Source organism: Pseudomonas sp. SF2, assembly GCF_036858055.1.
GTDB lineage: Bacteria > Pseudomonadota > Gammaproteobacteria > Pseudomonadales > Pseudomonadaceae > Aquipseudomonas.
Genome location: NZ_JAMBDI010000011.1, coordinates 162,657 through 169,468, shown reverse-complemented (window position 1 = coordinate 169,468; position 6,812 = coordinate 162,657). Strand labels below are relative to the sequence as shown.

The window sequence follows — 6,812 nt, the reverse complement described above, 5'->3', positions numbered from 1 at the left end:
TAAAGCCGCTCCCACAGGAATACCTCCAGCCCAGCGCTTGTGCCGTACCTGCTGGAGCGGCCAGTGCAGGCAATTACTCGGCCGCTGGCGCTTCGAGCAACTCGGCCAACGCATCCGGCTGGCTCTTGAACGCCCGGGCGAATACATCGCGGTTCCTGGCCATGTAGATACCGGCTTCCTCGACCTGCTGCTCGGTCAGCGAGGGCACTGCCTTGTGCAGTACTTCGGCCAGGCGCTCGGCCAGTTCGAGCATCTTGTCGTGACGGTCTGCTTCGGCCTTATCCATGAACAAGCGCTCCGGGTCGCGGCTGCTGCGGTACACCACTTCGACGGCCATTCATCACCTCTATGCCTTTTGCTGGGTTTATACTGTATCCATATACAGTAATGGCAATGTTGATTGGTTCGCAAGCAGAAATTGTAGCGTGGCGCAAAGGGCTTACTGCTTCATGCCCAACTCAGCATCATCCATCAGCGCCTTGGCCATCGCGCTCAAGTAGTGCGCAGCCCAGATCATCATCGGTTTCTCGTCCATCAGGCCGGTGATGGTCAGTTCGCGTACATAGCCCATCAGCTCTGAGGACTGCTCGCGGGCGTCCCGGCAAGGGATGCCTGGCTCGATGCGGAAGAGTGGGTGGGTGCCGTTTTCACCTTGGAAGAAGGTGGTTTTGCCGACGGTGAATTGGGTGTCTTCTGTGGTCATTTTTGAATCCCCTGAAAATTCTCGACTGCCTGGACGGGCCCTTTCGCGGGTGAACCCGCTCCCACAGGTACTGCATCTACCTCAGGGCCTGTGGAGATCCTGTGGGAGCGGGTTTACCCGCGAAGAGGCCAGCCCAGACAACGCAACACTCAAACCTCAGTGCAAAGTCCGAGGCTCAGCGGGCATCTGCACCTGAACTAGTGCCGACTCAAGCAAAGCCCGCAACGTCTCCAGCTCATGCATTGAGGCCATCATCAAAATCGATGCTGGCGACTTGGGCTGAAGCAACAAGGCCTGATGCACCACGGTGGCTGCGCACAACGCATAGTCCGTAGCCTGGATCAGGGTGTCTTCAAGGGAATGGGGGGTGTGGGGTGGATCGGGGACTACTTTCAGCATGATGAAGGCCTGTTCAAGTTTGGGCCACCACCTCCTGCTGTCAAACAGGAAGGCGGCAGCTGTGCATGGGTTGACAGACCGGTGAACAGAACCAAAAGCCGGCGCACACGAGGTGCCCCATGACAGCTGCCATAAAGGCAAAGCCATGTGGTTAGTTCAGGGCGGCCTGTCAAAGCCGGTCGCTGTTTGGCAGCGACGATCCGAGACTAGTGCTCATCCCCGAACACCACAATGGCAGGGAGTATCTTTGGGAAATGCCCTACAAGGAAGGGGTTAAATCTGATTTTTCCCAGCACAGGGCCGTGTTTCTGGCAACTTGCCACGCCTCAAGGTGCCTTGCGGCAATCGGTCGCCTTCCAAGGCAGGGGCCTGGCCCTTTAACTGCATGGCACAAGCGTCACAGCGGTGACGCATCATCCTTCAAGACGTATCGGGGAATGGAACATCGTGAACATCAAATGGGCAGAAAAGCTGCGCAAGGGCCTGCACGGCTCGGCCGACTCGCTGGGCAACCTGTGCGTCGAGGCATTCCATTACCTGGCACTGTTCGGCATCGGCGCGATCACCGCCTATGCGGCGGTGATGACGTTCATGGACATGCTCGGCAAGGGTGGGGTCAGTGTCGATGACATCCTGCTGCTGTTCATCTACCTGGAACTGGGGGCGATGGTCGGTATCTACTTCAAGACCAACCACATGCCGATCCGCTTCCTGCTGTACGTGGCCATCACTGCGCTGACCCGCCTGCTGATCGGCGACGTCTCGCACCACAAGGCGCCGGACGCAGGGCTGTTGTACGTGTGCGGTGGCATCCTGTTGCTGGCGTTCGCGATCCTGGTGGTGCGCTACGCCTCTTACCGCTACCCCTCGACCAAGGCGCTGGATGCCAGCGGCAAGGAAGTGGAGGAGGGCAAGTAGCCCTCAGGTGGCCATGAAGTGGCGCGGCTCGTGGCGTGCATCGCGGGTCAATGCGGCCAGCACCTGCATGGGGTTCTGGCTGAGTTCGATGGCCAGGCCCAGGCGGATGCTGTCGATTACCCGCTGCAGGCGCACCGGGTCATTGCGCTGGGCCTGGGTGATGAGGCGCTTGGCGACCACGCCGGCGTCGTCGGAAAGGGTCAGCATGATGCTGCCGTCGAGGTTTGCAATACTCAGGTTGACCCGGTATTCGGGGGCGAATGCAGCACTGATTCGTTCGAATGGGTTGCTCATGGTCTTGCTTCTGCGCTGAATGGATGCAGCAGTTGACCGGAAGTATCGCCGGTTGGTTCAGCGCCATCGATCGATACAAACGAAAACGCCCGGCATCAGGCCGGGCGTTTTGCATTGCCGATCAGGCGTCCGGATCACTCAGCTCCAGGGCGCCGCGCTTGCTGCGCAGTTTGCCGTAGAAGTGTTCCAGCGCGTGGTTGAGCTTGGCGGCGGCACCGTCGACCGCCTGGTCCAGCGAAGTGGCGGTGTGGGTCACCGAAATCGGTTGATGGCCTTTGGGGCGAGCCTCCATCTGGCAGCGTTTGTCATGCGGTCCGGGCTTGGCGCCGTTCTCGTCGCGCAGGTGAACCTCGATGCGGGTGAGGTCGTCCTCGTAACGTTCCAGCGAGTTCTGCAGTGTGCTGCGGACCCACTGGTCGAGCCGGGCATTGCCTTCGAAATGGTTGCTGCTGTTGACCTGGATTTGCATGATTCAATCCTTATTCAGCTTGCTCGCATGGAGACGCGCCTAGGCCTTTGAGACCCTTGGTATTTCTGCGTCTCTTGACTCTAAGGTCAGGCAATGGCGTGACGAATTCAAGCCCTTTTTGAAAATAAATTTCTTGTTGCATTCAAGGCGACAGGCGGCGCATCGCTCGGCCTTTGCTTATGAGAATTGAAATCATTATTATTGCAGCCCCGTAAACGCCCGGACCTTCGCCATGACGCGCAAAACCGCCGGCCTCTCGCTCAGCTATCGCATGGCCGTGACCTCACGCAGCCTGGCCGCGCTGCTGGGCGGCTACCTGCTGGCGTCCATGGCCAGCGTCTGTATTGCCCTGGTAGCGCCACTGCCACAGGTCGATGCCACGCTCACCGGCCTGCTGCTGTCATTCGTCTTCTACCTGCTGGCGTTCATCTGGTGCTTCGCCTGCCGCAGCGCTTTGCGCGCCTGGCTGGGCGTGCTGGCGCCAAGCGTGCTGCTGGGGGTGATCAGCGGGTTGGCCTACTGGATGAAAACCCCATGAAAGAAGGCTTCCGCCAGGCCATGGCCTGGCTGCACACCTGGACCGGACTGATCTTCGGCTGGCTGTTGTTCGCCATCTTCCTCACCGGCACGCTGTCGTATTTCAAGGAAGAAATTACCCACTGGTCGCAGCCCGAAGTGCGCAGCCATGCACTGGACCCAATCCATAGCCTGGAGGTGGCCCAGCGTTACCTGCAGGACAACGCCGGGCACTCGGGCACCTGGCTGATCCGCATGCCCAACGCACGCGAGGCCGCCTTGAGCGTGGGCTATCGCGATCCCAATGGCGGGCCGCGCGGCTTCGCCAGCAAGACCCTCGATACCCAGACCGGCCAGCCGGTCGAGGCACGCGACAGTCGCGGTGGCGAGTTCTTCTACCGCTTCCACTTCCAGTTGCAGATGCCTCACCCCTTCGGCCGCTGGCTGTCGACGTTCTGTGCCTTCATCATGCTGCTGGGCCTGGTCACCGGCATCATCACCCACAAGAAGATCTTCAAGGAGTTCTTCACCTTCCGCCCCGGCAAGGGCCAGCGCTCCTGGCTGGACGGGCACAACGCCATCGGCGTGCTGGTGCTGCCGTTCCATCTGATGATCAGCTACAGCAGCCTGGTGCTGTTCATGTACCTGGTGATGCCGGCCGGCATCATGGCCAGCTACGGCAATGACACCGGCAAGTACTTCAACGACCTGTTCGGCCGTAACGATGCGCCCAAGGCGGCCCAGGTGGCCGCGCCGCTGGTACCGTTGCCGAGCCTGTATGCCAAGGTGCAGGACCTGCAACCGGGCGCGCGTATCGGCCGTATCCAGGTGGACAATGCCGGCGACAGCAATGCCCGCGTCACCTTCACTCAGTCTGCGGCCGACCATGTGGCCTATCGGCGCAGCGCCAACTGGACCTTCGATGGTGCCAGTGGTGCGCTGCTGAGCCAGGGCAAGCCGGAGAGCGGGGCGATGATGACCGCCTTCAGCTTTGCCGGCCTGCACATGGGCAACTTCGCCGGGCCCTGGCTGCGCTGGCTGTACTTCTTCTTTGGCGTGGCCGGTACTGCGGTGATCGGTACCGGGTTGGTGATGTGGCTGGGCAAGCGCCAGCTCAAGCATGCCAGTAGCGAACGGCTGCCGGGTGAACTGCGCCTGGTCGAAGTGCTCAATATCGCCAGCATGAGCGGCCTGCTGCTGGCCGTGGCGGGCTTCTTCTGGGCCAACCGCCTGATCCCCATGGGCGTCGAAGGCCGGGCCGACTGGGAGGTCAATGCCTTTTTCATCACCTGGGGCCTTTCGCTGGTGCATGCCGTGCTGCGCAGCGGGCGCCGGGCCTGGGGCGAGCAACTGGTACTCGGCGCGCTGGCCTTCGCCTTGCTGCCGCTGCTCAATGGCCTGACCACCGGCCAGGGCTTGAACCATTCGCTGCAGGCGGGTGACTGGGCCATGGCCGGCTTCGACCTGACCGCGCTAGGCACCGGCCTGTTCCTGGCCTGGCTGGCCGGCAAGATGTTGCGCAGCCCCAAGCCAGTGGCCAAGCGCGCCCCTCGTGCAGCAAAAAAACCGAGCACTGAAACGGCGGAGGCAAGCTGATGCTGGGTAATGCACTGATCGCCTTCGCAGGCTTCGTTGCCCTGTGCCTGGCCATGGAGAAACATTTCACCGACCTGCTCGGGCGCAAGCCGCGCCCGGGGCAGTTGCGCCTGTTGCGCAGCGCCGGCTGGCTGCTGCTGGTGCTTTCGCTGGTGCACAGCGTGCACCTGCGCGGCATGGCCCATGGCCTGGTGGAGTGGACTGCAGTGCTGATGGCCGGGGTGACCCTGTGGGTGTTCGGCCTGCCATACCAGCCCCGCCTGCTGCTGGGCCTGGCGGCCGCCAGCGTGGTGCTGGGGCCGTTGCTGGCCGTGTTCGCCGAGTGACCCGGTGAGCGAGCCGGGCGACATGACCGAGGCGGATGCCGAAAGCGGCGGCGGGCGTGCGCGCTTCGTCCAGGTGTTCCTGGCCCAGCGGGCACGCATGGAGGCACTGGTGAGCCGCCGGGTCGGCTGCCGGGCCACGGCATCGGACCTGGTCCAGGAGCTGTTCCTGCGCTTCTGGCGCCGCCCTGAGGTCAAGGTCGAGGCGCTGGACACCTACCTGCTGCGTTGCGCCGGCAACCTGGCCATCGACCACCTGCGCAGCGAAGGCAGCCGTGAACGTGCGGCCGAAGCTGTGTTGCCGGTGGATGCGGCGGCCACGGCCCAGGCGCCGGAGCAGGCCGTGGAGGTCGACCACGACTTGCAGCGCATCGAAGCTGCCTTGCGTGCCTTGCCTGAACGCACCCGGCAGATCTTCCTGCTCAACCGCATCCACGGCTGCAAGTACGGCGAGATCGCCAAGGCCATGCAACTGTCCCAGAGTGCTGTGGAAAAGCATATGATGCGCGCCCTCGAAGCGTGCAAGGCGAGTGTTGCCGAGCCCGCGTCCACCCCACGCCGGCCAGGGAGTGCCCGTCGATGAGCCGTTTACCGCAGATCACCGAGGCGCAGTCCCGGGCCGCGCTGCAATGGCTCAGCCGAATCAACGAGCAGCCCGCGCAGGCCGAGGGGGCGGCGTTCAAGCGTTGGTTGTTGGCCGACCCCGGGCATCGCGCAGCCTACGAACAGGCCCAGGCGCTGTGGCAGAGAAGTGCCATCCCGGCGGCGCGCCTGGCTGATGAAGAGCATGAAGGCCTGCAGCGCTACCTGGATGCCATGGCCAGGCCACCGGCCACGCGCCGGTGGCGGGTCGGGGCGATTGCAGTGGCGGCCTGCCTGCTACTGGCCTTTGGTGTCGCCGGTGGTTGGCACCCGGGATACTGGTTGCAGGACCTGCGAGCCGACTACAGCAGCACCGGGCAAGTTCGCCAGGTAACGTTGGCTGACCAGTCACAAGTGACGCTGGATGCGGGTAGTGCGATTGCGGTGAATTTCGCCCATGGCGAGCGCCGCGTGCGGTTGCTGCATGGTGCAGCGTTCTTCCAGGTTACGCATACCGGCGCGCCATTCCTGGTCGAAGCTGGCGGTGGCGAGGTGCGGGTGCTCGGCACCCAGTTCGAAGTGCGCGAGCAGGACGATGGTGCCCACGTCACGGTACGCAGCGGGCGGGTGGCGGTGAGCCCGGCACCGGGCGCCATATCGCGTGAACTGACGGCCAACCAACAGGTGGCCTACGCTGCCGGTCGGGTGGGCGATACCCAGGCAGTGGACAGCGACAACCGCCTGGCCTGGCGCCAGGGCTGGCTGAATTACTACCAGGTGCCGCTGGCGCAGGTGGTCGAGGACCTGGGGCGCTATTACCCGGGGCGCATCCTGTTGCTCGATGGTGAGCTGGGGCAGCGCAAGGTCAGTGGTAGTTTCCCGGTGGCCGAGCCGTTGCTGGCGCTGGATTCGCTGGGCAAGGTAATGGGCTTTTCGCGGCAGACTGTGCTGGGGCGGTTGACCCTGGTCCGGTAGGCGCCTGTGCCGGCCTCCTCGCGGGCTTGCCCGCTCC

General features: G+C 63.2%; 11 protein-coding genes. 6 read left to right on the top strand and 5 right to left on the bottom strand.

All coding sequences use genetic code 11. From position 1 onward, the window contains the following. Positions 1-73: 73 nt before the first annotated feature. From M2S36_RS08950 to M2S36_RS08940, 3 genes are all read right to left on the bottom strand, one after another. Positions 74-337, bottom strand: coding sequence for a YebG family protein (locus M2S36_RS08950; RefSeq protein ID WP_063913370.1), 264 nt, complete (start codon positions 335-337; stop codon positions 74-76). Positions 338-439: 102 nt separating this feature from the next. Beyond that, the gene (locus M2S36_RS08945) at positions 440-703 is read right to left on the bottom strand and encodes a DUF3077 domain-containing protein (protein WP_063913369.1); all 264 of its coding nucleotides are present in this window, start codon (positions 701-703) and stop codon (positions 440-442) included. Positions 704-859: 156 nt separating this feature from the next. Beyond that, positions 860-1,102 (bottom strand): hypothetical protein, encoded by a 243-nt coding sequence (locus M2S36_RS08940; RefSeq protein WP_333957014.1) that lies wholly within the window; start codon positions 1,100-1,102, stop codon positions 860-862. Positions 1,103-1,549: 447 nt separating this feature from the next. On the opposite strand from M2S36_RS08940, the gene M2S36_RS08935 reads away from it, so the two are divergent. Further along, a complete protein-coding gene (locus tag M2S36_RS08935) occupies positions 1,550-2,020 on the top strand; it encodes a phosphate-starvation-inducible protein PsiE (protein WP_087500522.1) in 471 nt (156 codons plus the stop codon). Between the two features lie 3 nt (positions 2,021-2,023). Here the strand turns inward: M2S36_RS08935 and M2S36_RS08930 are convergent, their stop codons facing one another. After that, positions 2,024-2,314, bottom strand: coding sequence for a DUF3509 domain-containing protein (locus tag M2S36_RS08930; RefSeq protein ID WP_207836394.1), 291 nt, complete (start codon positions 2,312-2,314; stop codon positions 2,024-2,026). Positions 2,315-2,435: 121 nt separating this feature from the next. Then, complete coding sequence (locus tag M2S36_RS08925; RefSeq protein WP_063913366.1) at positions 2,436-2,783, bottom strand: HPF/RaiA family ribosome-associated protein; 348 nt, start codon at positions 2,781-2,783, stop codon at positions 2,436-2,438. Positions 2,784-3,015: 232 nt separating this feature from the next. Between M2S36_RS08925 and M2S36_RS08920 the strand changes: the two genes are divergently transcribed. The 5 genes from M2S36_RS08920 to M2S36_RS08900 are packed head-to-tail and all read left to right on the top strand — an operon-like array spanning position 3,016 to position 6,775. Then, the gene (locus tag M2S36_RS08920; RefSeq protein ID WP_207836392.1) at positions 3,016-3,321 is read left to right on the top strand and encodes a DUF3649 domain-containing protein; all 306 of its coding nucleotides are present in this window, start codon (positions 3,016-3,018) and stop codon (positions 3,319-3,321) included. After that, complete coding sequence (locus tag M2S36_RS08915) at positions 3,318-4,895, top strand: PepSY-associated TM helix domain-containing protein (RefSeq protein WP_333957012.1); 1,578 nt, start codon at positions 3,318-3,320, stop codon at positions 4,893-4,895. The genes M2S36_RS08920 and M2S36_RS08915 overlap by 4 nt, the downstream gene beginning before the upstream one ends. After that, a complete protein-coding gene (locus M2S36_RS08910) occupies positions 4,895-5,221 on the top strand; it encodes a DUF3325 domain-containing protein (RefSeq protein ID WP_333957010.1) in 327 nt (108 codons plus the stop codon). The genes M2S36_RS08915 and M2S36_RS08910 overlap by 1 nt, the downstream gene beginning before the upstream one ends. Before the next feature lie 22 nt (positions 5,222-5,243). After that, positions 5,244-5,801 carry an RNA polymerase sigma factor gene (locus M2S36_RS08905; RefSeq protein ID WP_233687102.1) on the top strand — a complete coding sequence of 186 codons (558 nt, stop codon included), beginning with the start codon at positions 5,244-5,246 and terminating at the stop codon, positions 5,799-5,801. Next, entirely contained in the window at positions 5,798-6,775 is a 978-nt protein-coding gene (locus M2S36_RS08900; RefSeq protein WP_333957009.1) for a FecR family protein, read from the top strand. Before M2S36_RS08905 ends, M2S36_RS08900 begins: the two co-directional genes overlap by 4 nt. The last annotated feature ends 37 nt before the right edge of the window (positions 6,776-6,812 follow it).